Source organism: Methylobacterium radiodurans, assembly GCF_003173735.1.
Taxonomy (GTDB): domain Bacteria; phylum Pseudomonadota; class Alphaproteobacteria; order Rhizobiales; family Beijerinckiaceae; genus Methylobacterium; species Methylobacterium radiodurans.
In genome coordinates this window covers 5387618-5409861 of sequence record NZ_CP029551.1, presented here as the reverse complement: position 1 = coordinate 5409861, position 22244 = coordinate 5387618, and the positions used below count along the sequence as shown (strand labels likewise).

The 22244-nt window shown below is 69.5% G+C and carries 14 protein-coding genes; 3 read left to right on the top strand and 11 right to left on the bottom strand.

The genetic code is table 11. The features are described 5' to 3' along the window. Nucleotides 1-2 precede the first annotated feature (2 nt). Nucleotides 3-3263 (top strand): maltose alpha-D-glucosyltransferase, encoded by a 3261-nt coding sequence (treS, locus tag DK427_RS25325; RefSeq protein WP_109953796.1) that lies wholly within the window; start codon nucleotides 3-5, stop codon nucleotides 3261-3263. Next, nucleotides 3264-5540: a 1,4-alpha-glucan branching protein GlgB gene (gene glgB / locus DK427_RS25320; RefSeq protein WP_109953795.1), complete on the top strand. Its 2277-nt coding sequence runs from the start codon at nucleotides 3264-3266 to the stop codon at nucleotides 5538-5540. 168 nt (nucleotides 5541-5708) lie between these two features. On the opposite strand, the gene glgA is transcribed toward glgB, so the two are convergent. Further along, nucleotides 5709-7235 (bottom strand): glycogen synthase GlgA, encoded by a 1527-nt coding sequence (glgA, locus tag DK427_RS25315; RefSeq protein ID WP_109953794.1) that lies wholly within the window; start codon nucleotides 7233-7235, stop codon nucleotides 5709-5711. Between the two features lie 208 nt (nucleotides 7236-7443). Continuing rightward, complete coding sequence (locus DK427_RS25310; RefSeq protein WP_109953793.1) at nucleotides 7444-9030, bottom strand: alpha-amylase family glycosyl hydrolase; 1587 nt, start codon at nucleotides 9028-9030, stop codon at nucleotides 7444-7446. A 320-nt stretch (nucleotides 9031-9350) separates the two neighbouring features. Between DK427_RS25310 and DK427_RS25305 the strand changes: the two genes are divergently transcribed. Continuing rightward, nucleotides 9351-11897 (top strand): glycogen/starch/alpha-glucan phosphorylase, encoded by a 2547-nt coding sequence (locus DK427_RS25305; protein WP_109953792.1) that lies wholly within the window; start codon nucleotides 9351-9353, stop codon nucleotides 11895-11897. 290 nt (nucleotides 11898-12187) lie between these two features. Here the strand turns inward: DK427_RS25305 and DK427_RS25295 are convergent, their stop codons facing one another. The 9 genes from DK427_RS25295 to DK427_RS25255 all read right to left on the bottom strand — a co-directional run bounded on the left by DK427_RS25295 (nucleotide 12188) and on the right by DK427_RS25255 (nucleotide 22166). Continuing rightward, the gene (locus tag DK427_RS25295; protein WP_109953790.1) at nucleotides 12188-13117 is read right to left on the bottom strand and encodes a ferredoxin reductase domain-containing protein; all 930 of its coding nucleotides are present in this window, start codon (nucleotides 13115-13117) and stop codon (nucleotides 12188-12190) included. A gap of 30 nt (nucleotides 13118-13147) precedes the next feature. Next, the gene (locus DK427_RS25290) at nucleotides 13148-13456 is read right to left on the bottom strand and encodes a hypothetical protein (RefSeq protein ID WP_245930717.1); all 309 of its coding nucleotides are present in this window, start codon (nucleotides 13454-13456) and stop codon (nucleotides 13148-13150) included. Between the two features lie 200 nt (nucleotides 13457-13656). Beyond that, the gene (locus DK427_RS25285) at nucleotides 13657-16530 is read right to left on the bottom strand and encodes a sensor domain-containing phosphodiesterase (RefSeq protein WP_109953788.1); all 2874 of its coding nucleotides are present in this window, start codon (nucleotides 16528-16530) and stop codon (nucleotides 13657-13659) included. 228 nt (nucleotides 16531-16758) lie between these two features. After that, nucleotides 16759-18054, bottom strand: a complete 1296-nt coding sequence (locus tag DK427_RS25280; protein WP_109953787.1) for a M16 family metallopeptidase — start codon at nucleotides 18052-18054, stop codon at nucleotides 16759-16761. Beyond that, entirely contained in the window at nucleotides 18051-19463 is a 1413-nt protein-coding gene (gene thrC, locus DK427_RS25275; RefSeq protein WP_109953786.1) for a threonine synthase, read from the bottom strand. Before thrC ends, DK427_RS25280 begins: the two co-directional genes overlap by 4 nt. An 83-nt stretch (nucleotides 19464-19546) precedes the next feature. Beyond that, nucleotides 19547-19969, bottom strand: a complete 423-nt coding sequence (locus DK427_RS25270; RefSeq protein ID WP_109953785.1) for a DUF4864 domain-containing protein — start codon at nucleotides 19967-19969, stop codon at nucleotides 19547-19549. Nucleotides 19970-20038: 69 nt separating this feature from the next. After that, nucleotides 20039-20797 carry an SURF1 family protein gene (locus DK427_RS25265; protein WP_109954387.1) on the bottom strand — a complete coding sequence of 253 codons (759 nt, stop codon included), beginning with the start codon at nucleotides 20795-20797 and terminating at the stop codon, nucleotides 20039-20041. A gap of 11 nt (nucleotides 20798-20808) precedes the next feature. Further along, entirely contained in the window at nucleotides 20809-21180 is a 372-nt protein-coding gene (locus DK427_RS25260) for a DUF983 domain-containing protein (RefSeq protein WP_245930716.1), read from the bottom strand. A 128-nt stretch (nucleotides 21181-21308) separates the two neighbouring features. Beyond that, complete coding sequence (locus tag DK427_RS25255) at nucleotides 21309-22166, bottom strand: cytochrome c oxidase subunit 3 (protein ID WP_109953783.1); 858 nt, start codon at nucleotides 22164-22166, stop codon at nucleotides 21309-21311. Between the last annotated feature and the right edge of the window lie 78 nt (nucleotides 22167-22244).

The following is a 22244-nucleotide window of genomic DNA, read 5'->3' as shown; positions in this document are numbered from 1 at the left end:
CGATGATCGATCGCAGCGATCCGCAATGGTACCGTGACGCCATCATCTACCAGATCCACGTCAAGTCGTTCTTCGACTCGAACAACGACGGGATCGGCGACTTCGCGGGGCTGACCCAGCGTCTCGACTACGTGCGCGATCTCGGCGTCACCGCGATCTGGCTGATGCCGTTCTATCCCTCGCCTCTGCGCGACGATGGCTACGACATCGCCGATTACCGGGACATCAACCCGTCCTACGGCACCATGGAGGACTTCAAGGCCTTCGTGGCGGCGGCGCACGAGCGCGGCCTGCGCGTCATCACCGAACTCGTCATCAACCACACCTCGGACCAGCATCCCTGGTTCCAGCGCGCCCGCGAAGCGCCTCCCGGCAGCCCCGAGCGTGAATTCTACGTCTGGTCGGACACCGACGAGCCGTACAAGGACACCCGCATCATCTTCCTTGACACCGAGGTGTCGAACTGGACCTGGGATCCGGTCGCCAAGCAGTATTTCTGGCACCGTTTCTACTCGCACCAGCCGGACCTGAACTTCGACAACCCGGCGGTGCTGGAAGCGGTCATCGAGGTGATGCGCTACTGGCTCGACATGGGCGTCGATGGCCTGCGCCTCGACGCGATCCCCTACCTGATCGAGCGCGACGGCACGAACTGCGAGAATCTTTCCGAGACCCACGACGTCATCAAGGCGATCCGCGCGGCGCTCGACGCGAGCTACCCGGATCGCATGCTGCTGGCCGAAGCGAACCAGTGGCCGGAGGAGACGGCGCAGTATTTCGGCGACGGTGACGAATGCCACATGGCATTCCACTTCCCGCTGATGCCGCGCATGTACATGGCGATCGCCCGCGAGGACCGGCACCCGATCACCGACATCATGCGCCAGACCCCGGAGATCCCGGAGGGCTGCCAGTGGGCCATCTTCCTGCGCAACCACGACGAGCTGACGCTCGAGATGGTCACCGCGGAGGAGCGCGATTACCTCTGGTCGTTCTACGCCGCCGAGCGGCGCGCCCGCATCAATCTCGGCATCCGCCGCCGCCTCGCGCCCTTGCTGGAGAACGACCGGCGCAAGATCGAGCTGATGAAGTCCCTCGTCCTGTCGATGCCCGGCACGCCAGTACTGTATTACGGCGACGAGATCGGCATGGGCGACAACATCTATCTGGGTGACCGCGACGGCGTGCGGACCCCGATGCAGTGGTCGCCCGACCGCAACGGCGGCTTCTCGCGCGCCAACCCGCAGAAGCTGTTCCTGCCCTCGGTGCAGGACCCGATCTACGGCTTCGACGCGATCAACGTCGAGGCGCAGACCCAGTCGCAGACGAGCCTGCTGAACTGGACGCGCCGTATGATCGCGATCCGCAACAACTCCGTCGCGCTCGGTCGCGGCGCGATCCAGTTCCTCTATCCGTCGAATCGCAAGGTGCTGGCCTGGATCCGCGAGTTCGAGGGCGAGCGCATCCTGTGCGTCGCGAACCTCTCGCGCGCGCCGCAGGCCGTGCAACTCGATCTGTCGGAGCTGCGCAGCGCCGTCCCGATCGAGCTGACCGGCGGCACGGAATTCCCGGCGATCGGCGAGCTGCCCTACCTGCTGACGCTGCCCGCCTACGGCTTCTACTGGTTCTCGCTCTCCTCGGCGAACACCGGCGCGGTCGGCCCGCAGCGCGAAGCGCCGGAGCTGTTCACTCTGGTGCTCACCGGCGGCATCGAGTCTCTGGTCGCGGGCCGCGAGCGCACCGCCTTCGAGCGAACCGTGATCCCGCCCTTCCTGGCGAGCCGCCGCTGGTTCGGTGCCAAGGGATCGCGCATCAAAGGCGTGCAGATCATCGATTGCGCGGTGCTGAAGGAGGGCGACGGCGAGGCGCGGTTCCTGCTGCCGCGCATCACGGTCAGCCTCCAGAACGGCGACCGGCATGATTACTTCGTGCCCGTCGGCGTGGACGAGGGCCGCGAGGACGAGACGCTGATGTCCTACGCGGTGGCGCGCGTGCGCCGCGGCCCGCGCACCGGCCTGCTCTACGGCGCGGCCGGCTCCAGCGACTTCGCGATCAGCCTGATCGACGGCATGCGCGACGGCCGCGAGATCCCGACCGAGCAGGGCAAGTTAGTCTTCTCGAAGACCTCCGCCTTCGATCCGGAGATCGCCTACGAGGCCGGCGAGGTGCGCCGCCTCTCGGCCGAGCAGAGCAACACCTCGATCGCCATCGGCTCGAAGATGATGCTGAAGCTGCTGCGCCGCCTGCAGCCGGGCACGCATCCCGAGGTCGAGGTCGGGCGCTTCCTCACCGAGGTCGCGCACTTCACCAACACCCCGGCGCTGCTGGGCACGCTGGAGCACGTCGCCGAGGACGGCACCCGCACCGCGCTCGCCGTGCTGCAGGGCTACGTCCTCAACCAGGGCGATGCCTGGACGGTGATGCTGGAGGGTCTGCGCCGCGATTTCGAGACCGTGGTGCTCGCCCCCGAGAGCGAGGCGCCCCAGCCCGAGGAGGCCTTCAGCGCGCATCTGCGCTGGGCCGACCTCCTCGGTCGCCGGACCGCCGAGCTGCACCGGGCGCTGGCGACCGACAGCGACGACGCGGCCTTTCAACCGGAGACCTTCGGCGAGGACGATCTCGCAGTGCTGGCCCGGGACGCTCGGCTCCAGGCCGAGCGCGCCTTCGCGGGCATGAAGACCGTGGTGGAGCGCGGGCTCGACCGGCCGAACGTCGTCGAACTCTACGATCGCCGCCGCGAGGTCGAATCGCTGATCGCCGCGCTCACCCAGGCAACGCCGCGCGGCGCCAACAAGACGCGGATCCACGGCGACTACCATCTGGGCCAGGTGCTGGTCTCCGAGGGCGATCTCGTCATCGTGGACTTCGAGGGCGAGCCATCGCGGCCCGCCGAGGAGCGCCGCGCCAAGTCGACGCCGCTGCGCGACGTCGCCGGCATGCTGCGCTCCTTCGCCTACGGCGCCGAGACGGTGATCCGCGAGATCGCGAGCCGCTTCGCCGACTCGGAGGGGCGCGGCCGCAGCGCCGCTGTCGCTTGGCTCGGCATGATCAACGAGGCGTTTCTGGCCGGCTACGCGGATGCCGTGCGGGAGAGCCCCGCCGCGGTGACCGACGCGGAGACGCAGGACGCTCTTCTTCGCCTCTGCCTCCTGATCAAGGCGCTCTACGAGATCGACTACGAGGCCAACAACCGTCCGGACTGGATCGAAATCCCGGCGCGCGGGGTTCTCAACATTCTGGACGAACGCACGAAAGGCGCTTGAATGACGGCGATCGACGACAGCTTCGCGAGCGGAACCGAGAGCGGATCTGCGCCGCCCCGGGCCGCCGAGGCGCCGCCGCCCGCCGCGCGTCCGAGCCTGCACCCGGACGCGATCAAGGCGGTTATGGCCGCCGACCACGGCGACCCCTTCGGGATCCTCGGTGCGCATCAGGTCGGGCCGGGCGCCTGGGAGATCCGGGCGGTCCTGCCCGAGGCACGCGCCGCGTCGCTGCTGACCACCGGCCGGAGCATCCCGTTCGAGCGACGCCACCCGGACGGTTTCTTCGTCGCCCCAGTGAAGAGCGAGGGCCGTCCGCTCTACGAGATCGAGGTCGAGCTCTGGGACGGGACGCGACGCAAGCGCTACGACCCCTACAGCTTCGGCTCATCGATCGAGCAGCACGACGTCAACGCCCTGCGCGAGGTTGGCACCAACGTCGTCTACCGCGTGCTTGGCGCGCAGCTCGGCAACCTCGACGGCATCGACGGCTTCCGCTTCGCCGTCTGGGCGCCGAACGCCCGGCGCGTCAGCGTCGTCGGCGACTTCAACGAGTGGGACGGCCGCCGCCACCCGATGCGGCAGTGGCAGGACGGCGGTGTCTGGGAGCTGTTCGTGCCGGGCCTCAAGGTGGGCCAGGCCTACAAGTTCGAGATCCGCGGCCCCGACGGTTCCCTGCTGCCGCTGAAGGCCGACCCGGTCGCCTTCCGGGCCCAGCACCCGCCGGAGACGGCCTCCGTCCTTAATGGCTCCACCCGCTACGAGTGGCAGGACAAGGGTTGGATGGAGACGCGGGGCGCGCGCGACCCCCGCCACAGCGCCATCTCGATCTACGAGGTGCATCTCGGCTCGTGGGCGCGGGTGCCGGACGAGGGCAACCGCTATCTGACCTACAAGGAGATGACCGAGCGGCTCATCCCCTACGTCAAGGAGATGGGCTTCACCCATATCGAGCTGCTGCCGATCACCGAGTACCCGTTCGACGGGTCGTGGGGCTACCAGCCGGTCTCGCTCTTCGCGCCGACGAGCCGCTTCGGCACGCCCGAGGAGTTCGCGGCCTTCGTGGATGCGGCGCACGAGGCCGGCATCGGCATCCTGCTGGACTGGGTGCCGGGCCACTTCCCGCTCGACGCGCACGGTCTCGGCCTGTTCGACGGCACGCATCTCTACGAGCACGCCGACCCGCGCCAGGGCTTCCACCAGGATTGGGGCACCTACATCTACAATTTCGGGCGCACCGAGGTCGCGACCTTCCTGGCCGCCAACGCCCGGTTCTGGCTGGAGCACTACCACCTCGACGGCCTGCGCGTGGATGCGGTCGCGTCGATGCTCTACTTGGATTACTCGCGCCGCGCGGGTGAGTGGATCCCGAACCAGTACGGCGGCAACGAGAACCTCGACGCGATCAACTTCTTGCGCGCGACCAACGAGGCGACCTACAGCCACGCGCCCGGCACCATCACGGTGGCGGAGGAATCGACCTCCTGGCCCGGCGTCTCGCACCCGACCTACACGGGTGGCCTCGGCTTCGGCTTCAAGTGGAACATGGGGTGGATGCACGACACCCTGCAGTTCATCTCGAAGGAGCCGATCCACCGGCGCTACCACCACCACGACTTGACCTTCGGCCTGCTCTACGCCTTCTCCGAGAACTTCGTGCTGCCGCTCTCCCACGACGAGGTGGTGCACGGGAAGGGCTCGCTGCTCGGCAAGATGCCGGGCGACCGCTGGCAGAAATTCGCGAATCTCCGCGCGTATTTCGGCTTCATGTGGGGGCACCCGGGCAAGAAGCTGCTCTTCATGGGCGGCGAGTTCGGCCAGGAGCGCGAGTGGAACCACAACCAGTCCCTCGACTGGCACCTGCTCGACGATCCGCTGCACCGGGGCGTCAAGGACGCGATCCGCGACCTGAACCGGCTCTACACCTCGACCCCGGCCCTCTACAGCCGCGACGTTGAGGCCGCCGGCTTCCAGTGGCTGGTGGCCGACGACCAGGACAACAGCGTCATCGCCTGGGCCCGTAAGGGGAAGGAGCCGGGCGAGATCGCGATCGTGGTCTCGAACTTCACGCCCGTGCCCCGCGAGGGCTACCGCATCGGCGTGCCGGAGGCAGGCTTCTACCGTGAGGCCTTCAATTCGGACGCCGAAATCTATGGCGGCTCGAATGTCGGAAACCAGGGCGGCCTGCACAGCGACGACAGCCCGAGCCACGGCCAGGCGCAGTCCCTGAACCTGACCCTGCCGCCGCTCGCCACCACGATCTTCGTGTTGCAGCGCTGAGAACGCGAAAGGCGCGCGGGTGGGCCCCGCGCGCCTTTCGAAGTCATGGTTTCGAAAGGTCTACGACCTTTCGCGGGCCCAGGGCGGAGCCCTGGTGCTCGGCTTCGCCATTCGGGGCGCCCCCCCGAACCCCGCCAGAGGGCCTGAGGCCCTCTGGACTTCCCTCTATCAGGCCGCGCGCCAGCGCGAGGCGGCGTTGCCGAAGGCGCGGGCGTAAAGGGCGGCGTAGTGAGCCGCCGAGTTGTCCCAGCCGAAGCTGCGGCCCATCGCGGTCCGGCGCATCGTGTTGAGGCGCTTCTTCTGTCCGAACGTGTCGAGCGCCCGGCGTACCGCGCCACCGAGGCCGCCCTCGTCCCGCTCGGCGAAGCTGAAGCCCGTCACCCCATCCTCGACCGTGTCGGCGAGGCCGCCGGTGCGTCGCACGATCGGCAGCGAGCCGAAACGCTGGGCGTACATCTGGGCGAGGCCGCAGGGCTCGAAGCGCGAGGGCATCAGCAGGAAATCGCTGCCGGCGAACATCCGGCGCGCATCCGCCTCGTCGAAGCCCACATGCACGCCGACCGCCTCCGGATACCGGCGGGCGAGGTTGCGCAGGGCGTTCTCGAAGCGGCCCTCGCCCTGGCCGATCACCACCATCTGGCCGCCCTCGGCCACGATGGTCTCGGCGGCCTGGATCGAGAGGTCGATACCCTTCTGGTGCACCAGCCGCGACACGATGGCGAAGAGCGGTCCGCGCGAGACCGCGAGGCCGAAATGCTGGCGCACGGCCTCGGCGTTGGCGCGCTTGCCCTTCCAGTCGTCGGCCTCGAAACGGGTGGCGAGGTGCGGGTCGGTGCGCGGGTCCCAGCTCTCGTCGATGCCGTTGAGGATGCCGGCGAGCCGGCCCTGGCTCGCCCGCGTCCGCAGCAGGCCGTCGAGGCCGCATCCCATGTCGGGCGTCTGGATCTCGCGGGCGTAGGTCTCGCTCACGGTGGTGACGTAGGAGGCGTAGTAGATCCCGGCCTTCAGGAAGGAGAGCTGCCCGTAGAACTCGACGCCGTTCACCTGGAAGGCGGAGTCCGGCATGCCGAGCCGGCCGAGATTGGCTTGGGGGAACAGGCCCTGGTAGGCGAGATTGTGGATCGTCAGCACGCTCGGCACGCGCAGGCCGCGCCACGCCAGGTAGGCCGGGGCCAGCGCCGCCTGCCAGTCGTTGAGATGGAGGAGGTCGGCGCGCCAGGCCGGGTCGGAACCGACCGCGATCTCGGCCGCCGCGAGGCTGAGCCGGGCGAAGCGCAGGTCGTTGTCGCCGAAATCACCGCCCGCATCGCCGTAGGGTGTGCCCTCGCGCTCGAACAGGTCGGCGTTGAGGAGAACGTAGATCTGCAGCCCGTCATCGGTCTCGATCAGGCCTAGGTCGCAGGCGGGTACGCCCGCATATCCGTTGAGGCGGGCCACGACCGGTATGTCGGGATGCGCCGCGCGCACCTGCCGGTAGCCCGGGATCAGGACACGGACGTCGAAGTCGCGGCGCAATGCACGCGGCAGCGCACCCGCGACTTCGCCGAGGCCGCCGGTCTTAACGAAGTCTGCCATCTCGGGCGTCGCGAACAGCACGCGCGGCTGGAGCGACGTTCGAGAATCGAGGGGTGGATCGGATGCAGGGGAACGCTGCGGCTCGTGGCTCTCATCGCCCGAACAACCCCAGAAACTCATTGCAGCGTTCTCGATACGGGCGGATCGCCCGGGACGGGCTGAGGCGCCCGCGGCCAAGTTCGACATGCCAACGCCCCCGAACCGTACCGGTTCCTGTGCGTCGCACAAAATAGGCCATGATTGTGAGCGCCTGCTGACGTGGGTTGCCGCGACGCAACAATACGGTCGCTTAGCGTCGATCTGACGCAGATGATCACACGGCCGGCGCTCAGCCGCGCTGCAAGATCAGACCCTCGGCGCCGCCGAGGGACAGCTCGGCCGCCGCCCGCTCGCCCCGCCGTCCCGGCCGGCTGGACAGAAGCACCCGCCACGTCTCGTCCGCCGGCATCGGGATCGTTCGCGCGGCGTCGCCGAGGTTCAGGATCACCCGCAGCAGCGTGTCACCGTCCGCCCGGTCGTAGGCGAAGAGATCGGGCAATCCGAGCGGAACCGTGCGGTAGCTGCCCACCGCGAGGGCAGGGTGCTCGCGGCGCAGCGCCAGCAGATGGCGGTAGAGCGTCAGGATGGAGCCCGGCACGTCCTGCAGGCACTCGACATTGCGCGTCTCGTGGTCGGCGGAGAGCGGCAGCCAGGGCTCGGCCGTGCTGAATCCGGCCTGCGGCGCCGCCTCCCACTGCATCGGCGTCCGCTCCGGGTCGCGGCCGTGGCCCGGCTCGTTGATCTCCCAGGGGTCGCGCACACGGTCGGGCGGGATCGGGACGTGACCGAGGCCGATCTCGTCGCCGTAATAGAGGGTCGGGGTGCCGCGCAGGGTCAGGAGCAGCATCGCGGCGATGCGGGCCTGATCCGCGCCGATGCGGGCCGCGATGCGGGGCTGGTCGTGGTTGCCGAGCACCCAGTTCGGCCAGCCGCCCTCGGGCAATCCAGCCTCGTAGTTCTCCACCAGTTCCTGCACCGCGTCCGCGCGCCAGGGCGTCTGGATGAGCTGGAAGTTGAAGGGCATGTCGGCGCCCGAGAGGTCGGGGCCGTAATAGGCCATCAGCCGCTCCAGCGGCAGGTAGATCTCGCCGATCAGCACCCGCTCCCCGTAGGCGCGCAGCACGGCGCGCATCTCGGCGATGACGTCGAGCACCTCCGGCCGGTCGGCGGAGTAGACCTGATGGAAGCGGTTGATCTCCGGCAGGTGCTCGGCGAAGTGCGGATTGGCCGGGTTGTCGCGGAACGCCTCGTCCTTCATCAGGTGCCAGATCACGTCGACCCGGAACCCGTCGACGCCCCGCTCCAGCCAGAAGCGCAGGGCGTCGTACATCGCCGCCCGCACGGCGGGGTTGCGCCAGTTCAGGTCCGGCTGCTCGCGCAGGAAGGCGTGGTAGTAGTACTGGCCGGTCGTGGGATCGAGTGTCCAGGCCGGGCCGCCGAAATTCGAGAGCCAGTTGTTGGGCGGCCCGCCGTCGGGCGCGGGATCGCGCCAGATGTACCAGTCGCGCCGCGGGTTGTCCCGCGAGGCCCGCGCCTCCGCGAACCACGGATGGGCGATCGAGGAGTGGTTCGGCACGAAGTCGAGGATCACCTTCAGCTTGCGCCGATGGGCCTCCGACACCAGTTCGTCGAAATCGGTGAGCGATCCGAACAGGGGATCGATGCCGCAATAATCCGCCACGTCGTAGCCGAAATCGGCCATCGGCGACGGGTAGACCGGGGAGATCCAGACTGCGTCGACGCCGAGCCAGGCGAGGTAGTCGAGCCGGCGCGTGATGCCCTTGAGGTCGCCGACGCCGTCGCCGTCGCTGTCCTGGAACGAGCGGGGATAGACCTGATAGACGGTGCCGCGCTTCCACCAGACGGTCTCGGTCATGTCGGCCCTCGCGATTCGCGCCGACAGGGTTAGCCCCTCGGCGCAGCCGAGGCGACCCAAGAAAACGATCCTCGGATGGATCCGTCGCCGGCATTCAGCATTGCTTCAACCGGGCTGATGAACACTGGGACCCGGTCGAACGATTTGTGTCGTCGGCGTCACACCGGAGGCGGCACATCGTTTGCAGAGGCAGAATCATGCCTCAGACACGCCTTCACACCGCCGCAACGCGGCTTCAGGATCATCAGCCCCGTTCAACGGGCCGATCGACCTGGGACATCCCGGGCGCGGCACCGGGAGCGCACAGACGCTACGGGGCCATGAATGGGGGATTTGACGTGCTCAACGAAGTTCTATCTCCGCCCTCGGCGGGCGTCGACAAGGCGGACGAGCGGACCGTGACGGCCGCGACCGCCGTGAAGCCGGCCGCGCGGCCCGTCCTTCCGAGCAGCGGCGACGCGGTGGTCGATCTGCGCGAGGCGATCCGCGCCAAGCTCGCCTACGTGATCGGCCGCACGCCGGAGACGGCGCGGGAGCGCGACTGGTTCGCCGCCACCGCGCTGGCGCTGCGCGACCGGATCGTCGAGGCCTGCATGGCGGCCGAGAGGCAGGTCCCGAACAAGCGCGTCTACTACCTGTCCCTGGAATTCCTGATCGGGCGCCTCCTGTCCGACGCGATGAACAATCTCGGCCTCGTCGAGACCACCCGGAAGGCGCTGGCCGAGCTCGGCGTCGAACTCGGCACGGTCGAGGGCGCGGAGCCGGACGCCGCGCTCGGCAACGGCGGCCTCGGGCGGCTCGCCGCCTGCTTCATGGAGAGCATGGCCTCCATCGGCATTCCGGCCTTCGGCTACGGCATCCGCTACGACCACGGCCTGTTCCGGCAATCCTTCGAGGACGGCTGGCAGCGCGAGGCACCCGAGACCTGGCTCGCCGAGGGCAACCCTTGGGAGTTCGCCCGGCCGGCCGCGACCTACACGATCGGCTTCGGCGGCACCGTCACCATGTCGATGGTGAGCGAGGGCGTGATCCGTCGCACCTGGCATCCGGCCGAGACCGTCCGGGCGGTTGCGCACGACGTGCCGGTGGTCGGCTGGCGGGGGAAGACCGTCAACACCCTGCGCCTGTGGAAGGCGGAATCCGAGAGCCCGGTCGATCTGGGCCAGTTCAACGGCGGCGACCACGTGGGCGCGGTCGCGAGCCGCATGCGCGCCGAGGCAATCTCGCGGGTGCTCTACCCGAGCGATTCGTCGACTGCCGGCCAGGAGCTGCGCCTGCGCCAGGAATACTTCTTCACCTCGGCCTCGCTGCAGGACCTCGTGCTGCGCCACGTGGCCGAGCGCGGCGACGTGCGCTCGCTGCCCGACCACGCCGCGATCCAGCTCAACGACACGCACCCGGCGATCGCGGTGCCGGAGCTGATGCGCATCCTGCTGGAGGACCACGGCCTCACCTGGGAGGATGCGTGGCATGTCACGACCAACACGTTGAACTACACCAACCACACCCTCCTGCCCGAGGCGCTCGAGACCTGGCCGGTCGAGCTGATGGAGCGGCTCCTGCCGCGCCACATGCAGATCATCTACCTGATCAACTGGATGCACCTCGAGCAGCAGGGCAAGAGCGGCAAGAGCGACGCGGCCCATCTCGCCTCGGTCTCGCTGATCGACGAGTCGCACGGCCGGCGCGTGCGCATGGGGCACCTCGCCTTCCACGGCTCGCGCCGGGTGAACGGCGTCTCGGCGCTTCACACCGAGCTGATGCGCGAGACGGTCTTCGCGGACCTGCACGCCCTGGAGCCGGAGAAGATCGTCAACAAGACCAACGGCATCACCTTCCGGCGCTGGCTGCACAACGCCAATCCGGGCCTGACCAAGCTCGCGGTCGAGACCCTCGGTGAGGGCGTCCTCGACAACCCCGAGCTGCTCAAGGGGCTCGATGCCTACGCCGAGGATCCGGCCTTCGTGGCGCGCTACGCCTCCGTGCGGCGCGGCCGCAAGGAGGCGCTGGCGGAGGTGATCTACGACCGCACCGGCGTCACGGTCGATCCGTCCGCCCTGTTCGACGTGCAGATCAAGCGCATCCACGAGTACAAGCGCCAGCTACTCAACGTGGTCGAGACGGTCGCGCTCTATCAGGCGATCAAGTCCGAGCCGCACCGGGACTGGACGCCGCGGGTGAAGATCTTCGGCGGCAAGGCGGCGCCGAGCTACACGCAGGCCAAGCTCATCATCAAGCTCGCGGCGGACGTGGCCCGCGCGGTCAACGACGACCCGGATGTCGCCGACCGGCTCAAGGTGGTGTTCCTGCCGAACTACTCGGTGAGCCTCGCCGAGGTGATCATCCCGGCGGCCGACCTGTCGGAGCAGATCTCGACGGCCGGCATGGAGGCGTCGGGCACCGGCAACATGAAGCTGGCGCTCAATGGCGCGCTCACCGTGGGCACGCTCGACGGGGCGAACATCGAGATCCGCGACCATGTGGGTCCGGAGAACATCTTCATCTTCGGCCTCGACGCGGCGGGCGTGCGCGCCCGCTCGGCCCAGCCCCACTACGCCCGCGACGCGATCTGGAACTCGCCGCGGCTCGCCGCCGCGCTCGACATGATCGCGTCGGGCCGGTTCTCGCCCGAGGAGCCCAACCGCTTCCGGCCGCTGACCGACGACCTGCGCCACCGCGACCAGTACCTGCTCACCTGCGACTTCGACGATTACTGGCGGGCGCAACGCGAGATCGACGCCGCCTGGAACGACCCGAAGGGCTGGTGGAAGCGGGCGATCCACAACACCGCCCGGATGGCGTGGTTCTCCTCCGACCGCTCGATGCGGGAATATGCCGAGGAGATCTGGCGGGTGAAGACCGCCTGAGGCGGGTTCGAGACCGGCGCCCCGTTCCGAGAGGAACGGGGCGTTTTCTTTTGGCCAGCCATGCTGCGAAGGTCTGATGCGCGGATCCCCTCTCCCCGCGCGCGGGGAGAGGGCCACGTCTCCCCCTTGTCGGAGAGCGTGGCGAGGCGGCAGCCGACGGTGAGGGGGCGGTTCCGGAAGAGCCTCTCCCGGAGCCGCCCCCTCACCATCGGTACCGCGCGCCCCATACACGACAAGCTACCTGGGGCCCTCTACCCGCAGGTGGGGAGAGGGGGAGCCCCCTCGGGAAGTCAGCCCAGATCCACCGGGATCGGATAGCAGCGCGCGCCGACCGACGCGGCCAGCACCTGCACGGCGCCCACCGTCGAGGCGCAGCCCGCCACATGCACCACGTCGGTGGCGCGCAACGTCGGCAGGTGGGCGGTGAGCGGGCCCGGCCGGACGTCCGGCGGCCGCTGGCGGCCGCGGTCGGCGATGAGAACGAGGCGGGCGACGCCCGTGCGGCGCAGCCAGTCGAGGCTGTCGCGCATATAGAGGTCGAGCGCGTCGCGCGCGCCGACGATCAGGTGCATCTCGCGGGCGGGCTCGATGTAGCGGGCCGCGTGGGCGATCGACCAGATCGGCGCGAAGCCTGTGCCGGAGGCCACGAGGACGAGCCGCCCGCCGCCGGGACGGTACTGGCCGCGCCCGACCGGGCCCTTGAGCTTCACGGCGGCGTTCGGGGCCAGCGCCTCGATGAGGCTGCCGTCCCGCTCGCAGCGCGGCAGGTGGAAGACCAAATCGTTGAGTTCCGTCGTGCCGTCGATCCGCAGGGTCGGCGCGAGCGTCAGCGGCCCCAGCCCTTCGAAGCTCACCGCGACCTGATGGCCGGGCTCCAGGTCGATCCGCTTGGTCAGGGTTACCACCGCCTCCACGACATGCGGACTCAGCACCCGCACCTCGGTCAGCGAGCCCTTGCGGCTGGCCTGCGGCAAGGTACGCGCCTCCGCCGGCTCGATTCGCTGCCCGGGTAGGGCAGCGGACACGAGGGCGTCGGGCCGGCTGCGCCGGGCTCGCATCCGGCGCGCGGCCGGGCCCGGGCCCTGCCCGAGCAGGGCGGTGCCGTGCAGGGCCTGCACCGAACCGATCATGCCCTCGGCCAAAGCGGCCTCGACGGGCGTGTCGCCGGTTGAGACGCGCACGGCCTTGCCGTTGACGATGAGCGAGCAGCGCGCGCTCATGGGCGTCTCCTGGTCAATGGGGTGAGAGAATCAGCGCAGGCGCAGCAGCAACTCGTCGACCAAGGCGGCCCAGCGCTCGCGCACGGCGAGGCCGTCCGCCGGGTCGGACCCGGCAGCGGGATCCGCGAGACGGGCGCGGAGGCTCGCCGCCTCGCGGCGCTCCGCATCGAGCACCGCCTTAAGCAGAGCGAGTTCCGCCTCCAGCGCCGCGACGTCGCGGACCTCGTCCGCCTCGCCGTCCGGAGCGGGCTCGTCGGCTACGGCCTCCGGCGGCGCCTCTTCGGCCAAGTGCTGGGAGTATTCCAGGCGGATCGGACGGGCGATAAGCCGACGCACCACGTCGGGCTCGCCGGCTTGATCCAGTCGCCGCGCCGCATCGCCCATACGCCCCTCCACTCGACAGGGCACCCGCCGCGCGAGCCTGCGCACCGAGGGCCGTCCTTCCACAGGATCGTGCCGCAACATGGTTAAGGCAGGTTTAAGTGAGCCTGTCGACTTGGCCCGAACGGATCTGAGCTTGCGGGAACTGGCAGGATGGCTCAGGCGGCCTCTGGCGCCGCGCCGCAGAGCTGGCGGGCCTGGAGCATCGTCATCGGCTCGCCGAAGGCGTAGCCCTCGGCGTACTCGCAGCCGAGTTCGGCCAGCGCCTGCGCGTCTCTTTCCGATTCCGTGCCTTCCGCCACGATGGCGAGGTCGAGCTCGGTCGCCATCTTGACGATCGAGCGCAGGATCGCGGTCTTGCCGGTGGCCATCTGGCGCACGAAGGACTGATCGACCTTGATCGTGTCGAAGGGGAAACGCTGGAGGTAGGAGAGGGCGGAGTAGCCGGTGCCGAAATCGGCGAGGCACAGGCCCGCCCCGAGGTCGCGGATGCGGGCGAGCATCTGCGCTGCGTATTCGGGGTTCTCCATCACGAGGCTCTCGGAGAATTCGAGCTTGAGCGAGCCCGGCAGCACGCCGGAGCGGGCCAGCACCGTCTTCACGTCGTGCAGCAGGTCGTGGCGCAGGAGCTGGCGCGAGGAGGCGTCGACCAGGGCGAAGATCGGCGGCTCGACCTCGAGCGCCCGCTGCCAGGCGGCGAGTTCGAGCGCGGTGCGCTCCAGGGCGAAGATGCCGAGATTGACGACGAAGCCGGTCTCCTCGGCCACCGGCATGAAGGTCGCGGACGGGATGCGCCCAAGCTTCGGGTGATCCCAGCGCAGCACGGTCTCGAAGCCCGCGACGGTGCGGTCCTCCAGCCGGACGATCGGCTGGAACAGGACCTTCATCTCGTTGCGCTCGAGTGAGCGGCGCAGGTCCGCCTCCAGCATCAGCTTGTCCGAGCGCTCGGCGCGCATGTTGGCCCGGAAGACCTCGATGCGGTCGCCCCCGCCGCGCTTGGCCTGGATCATCGCGATCTCGGCGCTCTGGTAGACGTCGTCGCGCTTCGGGTGCGCGCCCGTCTCGTGGAGCGCGAGGCCGATCGAGACGGTCAGGAAGATCTCGCGGTCGGCGTAGGTGATCGGCGTGGCGATGGCGCGTCGGATCATCTCGGCGAAGGCCAGAACCCGGTCGGGCTCGCGCTCCGAGAGCAGGATGACCGCGAAGGCGTCGCCCGCCACCCGCGCCAGGGTGTCCTGGGGCCGGAGCAGGCGCCCGAGACGGCGCGAGAGCGTCAGCAGGATCGAGTCGCCGGCCGAGAGCCCGATCGCGTCGTTGATGCCCTTGAACCGGTCGATGTCGAGGACGATCACGGTCGGCTTCAGGCGCGCGTCCTGGCTCGCGAAGGCGAGGGCCGCGTCGAGGCGGTCGCCGAACAGCTCGCGGTTCGGCAGGCCCGTGAGGCTGTCGTGCACGGCGTCGTGCAGCAGGCGCTCCTCGGCGGTCTTCACCTCGGTCACGTCCGCGATGGTGCCGACGACGCGGATCACCTCGCCATCCGAGCCGATCACGGGCCGCGCCTTCAGACGGTACCAGTAATAGGCACCGCCGGATGAGCGCAGGCGAAAATCGTGGACGATGCGCCCACGCCGCTCCTCAATGACGGCGTCGAGGGCGGCCGAGTAGCGCTCCACGTCGAAGGGATGGAGGAGCGCGAGCCAGTTGGCCGCCGGCCCTTCGAGGGCACCGCGGGCGAGGCCGAGCTGGCTCTCGATCTCCTGGCCGGCGAAGACGCGGTCGCCCGGCACGTCCCAGTCGAACACGATGTCGCCGGCCCCCGTCAGCGCCAGCGCCCGCCGCTCCGTGTCCGAGACCAGGGCGTGCGAGAGGCCACCGCCCGCGAAGGCGTGCTGCATCACCGTGAAGCCGATCAGCATCACGATCAGCACGAGGCCGCCGATCAACGCCGGCTGCACCAGCTCGCTGCCGATCTGGCCGGTCACCGCGAACCCAGCTGCCACGACCCAGACCACGAGGAGCGTCCAGGTGGGCACGAGCAGGATGGCGCGGTCGTAGCCGTTATGCGTGGCGAGGTAGAGGATAAGGAGGAGGCCCACCCCCGCCACCGCGCCGATCGAGATGCGGGCGACGCCCGCCGCCACCGGCGGATCGAACACCGCGAGACCGACGAGCCCCGCCAGGAAGGCCAGCCAGAAGAAGGCGACGTGGCTGTAGCGCACGTGCCAGCGGGACAGATTCAGGTAGGCGAACAGGAAGACCAGGAGGGTGGCGCCGAGCACCGCCTCGGCGGAGGCGCGGTAGACCCGCTCGGCGAGTTCGGTCACGGGGAAGACCCGCTGCAGGAAGCCGAAATCGATGCACGCATAGGCGAGCACCGACCAGGCGAGCGCGGCGGCCGCCGGAAAGATGATCGCGCCCTTCACCACGAACACGATGGTGAGGAAGAGCGCGAGCAGGCCCGCGATGCCGATGATGATGCCCTTGTAGAGGGTCAGCCCCGCGGCCTTCTTGCGATAGGCGTCCTGGTCCCAGAGATGGACCTGCGGGATGTTCGGCCCGCGCAGCTCCGCCACGTAGGTGACGGTCGTCCCGGGGTCGAGCGTGATGACGAACTGGTCGGCTTCCGGGTTCTCGTCGCGCTCGGGCCGGATGCCCTGGCTCGCGGTGATCGCCGCGATGCGCGAGCCGCCGAGATCGGGCCAGACCACGCCGGAATCGACCAGACGGAAATGGGGCGCGACGAGGATGCGGTCGATCTGCTCGTCGGTGTCGTTGGTGAGCGCGAACACCATCCAGTCCGGCCGCGCGCCCGCGTCGCGCGCCTTCACGACGATGCGACGGACGATGCCGTCCTTGCCCGGCGCGGTCGAGATCTGAATCAGGTCGCCGTCCGAGCGGTAGCGCTCGATCGCCTGGGTCAGGTCGATGACCGGCGCGTCCAACGTGACGCGCACCGCCTCGACCGCGCTCGCGGGCGTGCTCGCCGCGACGGCGCCGACGAGGAACGCGAGGAGGAGGGCGAGGATGCGCAACGAGACGGGTTCCGGCCGGGCGGGCGAGCGCGTGAACGGCTCAGGTTCGCTTTTGGTAAAGTCGGGGTTGATCCCGGGCAAGCCGACGTGAGGCGGAGGGCGCGAGCGACCCACCGCTTCCTGCCGACAGGCGACCTGGGACGGATCGCCCGCGTTTGCGGCCAAAACAAGTTGGGGACGGATCGGGCGGACCGGATCCGAAGACCCCGGCGAGCCCGGAGCGGCGGTTCAGGCCGCCCGCAGGGCCGCCTGGACCTTGTCCAGCGACGGCAGGCCCTTGATCGGGCCGATCGCCGCGAGCGTGGGGGCACCTGAGAGGATCGCGGCGCCCGCCGCCCGCACGTCCTCGACCGTGACGGCGTCGACCTTGGCGATCACCTCCGAGGCCGGGATCACGCGGCCCCATGCCAGGATCTGGCGCGCGTTGCGCTCGATGCGCCCGCCGGGCGTCTCAAGGGCGCCCAGCAGCGACAGCTTCAGCTGCGCCTTGGCGCGGGCGATCTCCTCCGGGCCGATGTCGCGGGTGGCCCGCGCCACCGCGTCGAGGGTGACGGAGACGAGTTCGGCCACGTCCCGGCCGGCCGTGCCGGCGCCGATGCCGAACAGGCCGCAATCGGAGAAGGGCCAGTGGAAGGCCTGAATCTCGTAGGCGAGGCCGCGGGTCTCGCGCACCTCCTGCCAGAGGCGCGAGGTCAGCCCGCCGCCCAGCACCTGCGCGAACATGTGCAGCGCGTAGTAGCCGTCGTCGCGGAAGGAGAGGCCCGGCAGACCGATGACGAGGTTCGCCTGCTCGAGCTTGCGCGGCATCCGCCGCTCGCCGCCGCCGTAGCAGCCGGCGACGACCGGCGGTGCCTCGACCGCGGGCATCGCGCCGAAATGGCGCTCGGCCGCCGCCACGAAGGCCTCGTGCTCCACCGCGCCCGCGGCGGCCACGACGGTGCGGTCGGGCGTGTACTCGCGGGCGAGGTAGGCGCGGATCGCCGCCTCATCGAAGCTGCGGATCGTCTCCGGACGCCCGAGGATCGGCCGGCCGATCGGCTGGTCGGGAAAGGCCGCCTCCGTGAAGGCGTCGTAGACCACGTCGTCGGGGGTATCCTCGACGGCGGCGTATTCCTGCAGGATCACGCCCTTCTCGCGGGCGAGCTCGCCCGCGTCGAAGACCGAGTCGGTGAGGATGTCGCCGATCACGTCCAGAGCGATGCCAACATCCTCGCCCAGCACCCGCGCGCTGTAGCTCGTGCCCTCGGCCGAGGTCGCGGCGTTGATCTCACCGCCGACATTCTCGATGTCCTCGGCGATCTGGCGGGCCGAGCGGGTCCGCGTACCCTTGAAGGCCATGTGCTCGATGAGGTGGCTCAGGCCGCTCTCGTCCGCCCGCTCGTGGCGCGAGCCCGCGCCAACCCAGACGCCGAGCGTCGCGGTGGCGACCCCCGGCATCGCCTCGGTCGCGACCGTCACGCCGTTGGCGAGCCGCGTCACCCGCAGCGAGGGCGAAGCGCCGTGCGTGTCGAAATGCCGGTTCATGCGCCTCTCGTGATGCGGGCACGCTCGCGGATCAGCGCCTCGACGGCGGACTGATCGTTGGCCACGCGCGTGACGCGCTCGGGCCGCTCCATCAGATCGGCGAGGTGCGGGGGGAGCGCCGGGCGGGCGCCGCCGGTCGCCTGCGCGACCGCGTCCGGGAATTTTGCGGGATGGGCGGTGGCCAGCGAGATCACGGGCGTGCGCGGATCCGTGTCGAGCAGGCGGCGGCCGGCGCGCACGCCGATGGCGCTGTGCGGGTCGAGGGTCACGCCGGTCGCAGCATGCGTCTCGCGGATCTCCGCCATCACGTCGGCCTCCGAGACCGCGTGCGCGTCGAACTCGGAGCGGACGGTGGCCAGCACCGATTCGTCCAGCCGGAAGCCGCCGGACTGCTTCAGACCGGACATCAGGCGGCGGATGGAGGCGGCGTCGCGCCCGAGCGCCTCGAAGAGCAGCCGCTCAAAATTTGAGGAGATCTGGATGTCCATCGAGGGCGAGGTCGTGGGCGTCACGCCCTGCAGCTCGTAGGCGCCGTGCTCCAGGGTGCGGACCAGGATGTCGTTGGCGTTGGTGCCGATCATCAGGCGCTCGATCGGCAGGCCCATGCGCTTCCCGACCCAGCCGGCCAGGATGTCGCCGAAATTGCCCGTCGGCACCGCGAAGGAGACCGGACGGTGCGGGGCGCCCAGCGCCACCGCGCTGGTGAAGTAGTACACCACCTGCGCGGCGACCCGTGCCCAGTTGATTGAGTTGACGCCCGACAGCTTCACCGAATCGGCGAAGTCGGCGTGCTGGAACAGGGCTTTGACGATGTTCTGGCAATCGTCGAACGTGCCGTCGACGGCGAGCGCGTGGACGTTGGGGGCGGCAACCGAGGTCATCTGGCGCCGCTGCACCTCGGACACCCGGCCGTGCGGGTAGAGGATGAAGATATCGACCTGATCGAGTCCGCCGAAGGCCTCGACGGCGGCCGAGCCGGTGTCGCCCGAGGTGGCGCCGACGATTGTGGCGCGGCTGCCGCGCTGCCGCAGCACATGGTCCATCAGCCGCCCGAGCAGCTGCATCGCCACGTCCTTGAAGGCGAGCGTCGGACCGTGGAAGAGTTCGAGCAGGAAGAGGTTGTCGTCGAGCTGAACGAGCGGGCAGACGGCCGGGTGCCTGAAGGTGGCGTAGGCCTCGTCGATCATCCGGTCGAGGTCGGCGTCGGCGATCTCGCCGTCAACCAGTGGGCGCAGCACGCGCTTGGCCGCTTCGGCGTAGGAAAGGCCCGCGAGGTCGGCGATCTCGGATTTCGTCAGGCCCGGCCAACTCTCCGGCACATAGAGGCCGCCGTCGCGGGCGAGGCCCGCCAGAAGGGCGTCGGAGAACGAGAGCGGCGCGGCGTCGCCGCGGGTCGAGACGTGCAGCACAGGGGCCTCCGGGAGAAGGCGCCCCCTCTACACGATGCCGGCAGCGGTGTCGAAGTCCCTGAGCGGAGGCGATACCGGGCGCGTCAGAGGTTGGTGCCCGGAGACTTCGTCAGCCGACAGCCGGCGATCCGCCATTGGCCATTGGACTGGCGTTCCAGGCTGTACTCCGCCGTCCAATCGACGCCGTAGATGTCCTGGATGGCTACAGACTGCAACAGGCCGGTCCCGCCGCTGTCCTCAGCGGTGCCGAAGACGAAGGTCCGATGCCGGTAGACCGGAGCGTAATTCGTCCGCACCATGCCGAGGAAGACCTCGGGCGTCGGGAACAGGGTCCGGATGCCAGGTGCGGCCTGGTCGTAGGCCGTCGCCGCATCGTCACGGCCGAAAGCCTCGACCTGCCGCGTGATGACGCCGCGGGCCGCCGTCCGGTCGGCCTCGTCGATGGCCGCGGCTGGCGTCAGCAGCAGCGCCGAGAGGATCACGGAGAATGTCAGCCGCGCGCGCATGGTGCCCACCTGCCTGGAGGTGCCTGACACACGAGGGTAGCGCGGCCGCAAGCGCCTGCAAGCGAGATCTCAGGCGACCGGATCGCGCAGGCGCCGCCAGGCGAAGACCGAGAAAACGCCCACCAGGCAGGCAGCGATGCCGAACCACGTGAAGGCGTATTGCAGGTGGTTGTTCGGCAGATCGACCCGGAGCTGCCCGCCGCGCGGCCAGGTCTTCTGGCCCGGCACCGCGTCGGCCTCGACGAGGTAGGGCGCCACGGTGCCGAGGCCGCGCGCCTCGGCGATCCCGGAAATGTCCCGGTTGAACCACTCACCGCGCTTCGGGTCGGGAGCGGGCACGAACATCGCGCGCGGCTCGCTCGCCCGGAGGAGACCGGTGACGGTGGTCTCGCCCGTGACGAGGCCGTCGCGCCGGACCTCCTGTGCCTTGAGCTCGGTCGGCACGAAGCCGCGGTTGACCAGGAGCGTGCCGCCATCTGCCCGCTCGAACGGCGTCAGCACGTAGTAGCCCTGGAGCGCGCGGCCCGGGGTGTCGCCGGGCGCGAGACCGTGCACCAGAGTCTCGCGATCGTTCAGGAAGCGGCCGGTCACCCGGACGTGCCGGAACTCGTCGCGCGCCGGGTTCCAGGCCTCCGGCGTCGGCGGGAGGTCGGGAGCGGCGAGCGAGCGTTCCCGGATGCGTCCGATGAGCGCCTCCTTCTCGGTCTTGCGGGCGATCTGCCAGAACCCGAGCCCGAGCAGGATGCCGAGCACGATCAACGCCGAGAGACCCGGCGCGATCAGGTCGCGCCACGTGGCCTTCCGCCCGGTCGTGCCGGAGGCGTCCACGGTCTTCGTGCTCACGGCTCGAAGCGTCCCTGCTCGGCCTTGTTGGCGTATTGCAGCGCGATCAGCATGCCCTTCAGCGGGCGCACCAGCAGGAGGCTGAGGCCGATCGACAGGCTACCCGCCACCAGGGCGTGGACCCAGATCGGCGGCTCGTAGGCGATCTCCATCCAGAGCGCGAGGCCGACCACGACGAGGCCGACGATCGACATCACGAAGAAGGCTGGCCCGTCCGCCGAGTCGAAGTTGGCGTAGTCGAGATCGCAGGCCTCGCAGGAGGGGCGCAGGGTGAGGAAGCCCTTGAACAGGTGGCCCTGGCCGCAGCGCGGGCAACGGCCGCGCAGGCCCGTCGGGATCGGCTCGGGCCGCTGGTGGCTGTGATCCAAGGTTCTGCTTCCCTCGTACGCGGTCCCCCGGAACCCGATATGGGATCGCGGGACGTCGCGTGCATGAAAAAGGGCGGCCGGAGCCGCCCTTCGCATTGCCGCCATGCGTGGAGCGCGGCGACCGGTTTTCAGTGTGCGCCGTGGCCGACGCCGGCGCCCCAGACGTAGATGGCGGCGAAGAGGAACAGCCAGACCACGTCGACGAAGTGCCAGTACCAGGCGGCGAACTCGAAGCCGAGGTGCTGCTGGGTGGTGAACTGGCCGGCATTGGCGCGCAGCAGACAGACGATCAGGAAGATCGTGCCGATGATCACGTGGGCGCCGTGGAAGCCCGTCGCCATGAAGAAGGTCGACGAGTAGATGCTCCCCGAGAAGCCGAAGGCGGCATGGTGGTACTCGTAGGCCTGGCAGGCGGTGAAGAGCACGCCGAGAACCACGGTGAGCAGCAGGCCGAGCTTCAGCCCCTTGCGGTCACCGTGCAGCAGGGCGTGGTGCGCCCAGGTGATGGTGGTGCCCGAGGTGAGCAGGATCAGCGTGTTGAGCAGCGGCAGGTGCCAGGGATCGAAGGCCTCGATGCCCTTGGGCGGCCAGACGCCGCCGGTGAACTCAAGACGCGAGGCCTGGATCGGGTCGGCGGTGTAGAGAGCGGCCTCGAAATAGGCCCAGAACCACGCCACGAAGAACATCACCTCGGAGGCGATGAACATGATCATGCCGTAGCGGTGGTGGAGCTGCACCACGCGGGTGTGGTCGCCGGAATTGGCCTCCTTCACCACGTCGCTCCACCACGCGAACATGGTGTAGAGCACGCCGAGGAGCCCTGCGCCGAACACGTAGGGGCCGGGCGACAGGGTGCCGAACTGGATGCTCTTCATCCAGAACACGGCGCCCGTCGTCATCACGAAGCCGGACATAGCGCCGAGCAGCGGCCAGGGACTGGGCGCCAGGATGTGGAAGTCGTGATTCTTGGCGTGCGCCTCTGCCATCGGAACGTTTCTCCTGACCCCTTGAGACCGCGCCGTCACCGGCCGCAGGTCCTGCCCTCACGATCGCGGGGCCTGTGC

What these genes read in the sequence shown, in the direction of transcription:
- treS (WP_109953796.1), top strand. Translation starts at nt 3, where the DNA reads ATGATCGATCGCAGCGATCCGCAATGGTACCGTGACGCCATCATCTAC.
- glgB (WP_109953795.1), top strand. Translation starts at nt 3,264, where the DNA reads ATGACGGCGATCGACGACAGCTTCGCGAGCGGAACCGAGAGCGGATCT.
- glgA (WP_109953794.1), bottom strand. Translation starts at nt 7,235, where the DNA reads ATGAGTTTCTGGGGTTGTTCGGGCGATGAGAGCCACGAGCCGCAGCGT.
- DK427_RS25310 (WP_109953793.1), bottom strand. Translation starts at nt 9,030, where the DNA reads ATGACCGAGACCGTCTGGTGGAAGCGCGGCACCGTCTATCAGGTCTAT.
- DK427_RS25305 (WP_109953792.1), top strand. Translation starts at nt 9,351, where the DNA reads ATGAATGGGGGATTTGACGTGCTCAACGAAGTTCTATCTCCGCCCTCG.
- DK427_RS25295 (WP_109953790.1), bottom strand. Translation starts at nt 13,117, where the DNA reads ATGAGCGCGCGCTGCTCGCTCATCGTCAACGGCAAGGCCGTGCGCGTC.
- DK427_RS25280 (WP_109953787.1), bottom strand. Translation starts at nt 18,054, where the DNA reads ATGAACCGGCATTTCGACACGCACGGCGCTTCGCCCTCGCTGCGGGTG.
- DK427_RS25270 (WP_109953785.1), bottom strand. Translation starts at nt 19,969, where the DNA reads ATGCGCGCGCGGCTGACATTCTCCGTGATCCTCTCGGCGCTGCTGCTG.
- DK427_RS25255 (WP_109953783.1), bottom strand. Translation starts at nt 22,166, where the DNA reads ATGGCAGAGGCGCACGCCAAGAATCACGACTTCCACATCCTGGCGCCC.